The organism is Treponema sp. R6D11, from assembly GCF_054786075.1.
In genome coordinates this window covers 1-515 of the sequence record NZ_BDHD01000798.1, presented here as the reverse complement: position 1 = coordinate 515, position 515 = coordinate 1, and the positions used below count along the sequence as shown (strand labels likewise).

Genomic DNA, 515 nt, shown 5'->3' with positions numbered 1-515 from the left:
TGGCGTCTGGAGCGGATCAGATTAACATAGCGGTACATAACGTCAATGAAATGACCACCAAGAACCGCGATGCAATTGACTCCTTGATAACGGAAGTTTCAAAGTTCAAGGTAGAGTGATGTAAACGCTTACGCGTTTACATCTGGCAGTTTTGGGCAAAGCCCAAAACTGCAACTGTATTAAAGGTTAAATATAAATTACGATTTTTCATAATACTCAATGGCGCGGTGTTTAATAAAGGTATCCAACACTCTGGAGTGGCTTAGGTTTTCCATGGGAATAAAGCCTCCCGCCATGTTATCATGTCCGCCGCCTACTCCGTAACCTTCTACAAGGAATCTGACAAGATCATTGGCTTTTATTTTGTCGCAGGTGCTCCTAACTGAAAGTTTAATTCCTTTTTCCTTAACCGCATAGGCGACAACAATGTTTACGCCCGCAATGCTAATTACAATATCACTTGCGGATCCCAAAAGAGAATCGTTCACGTTTTTTAAGTGCAGAAAAGCAAGCTC

1 protein-coding gene is annotated in these 515 nt (G+C 41.9%); it reads right to left on the bottom strand.

From position 1 onward, the window contains the following. Positions 1–197 precede the first annotated feature (197 nt). Positions 198–515, bottom strand: a 318-nt coding sequence (locus tag ACYVTD_RS16175) for a DHH family phosphoesterase (RefSeq protein WP_461248703.1), incomplete at its 5' end; no start/stop codon positions are given.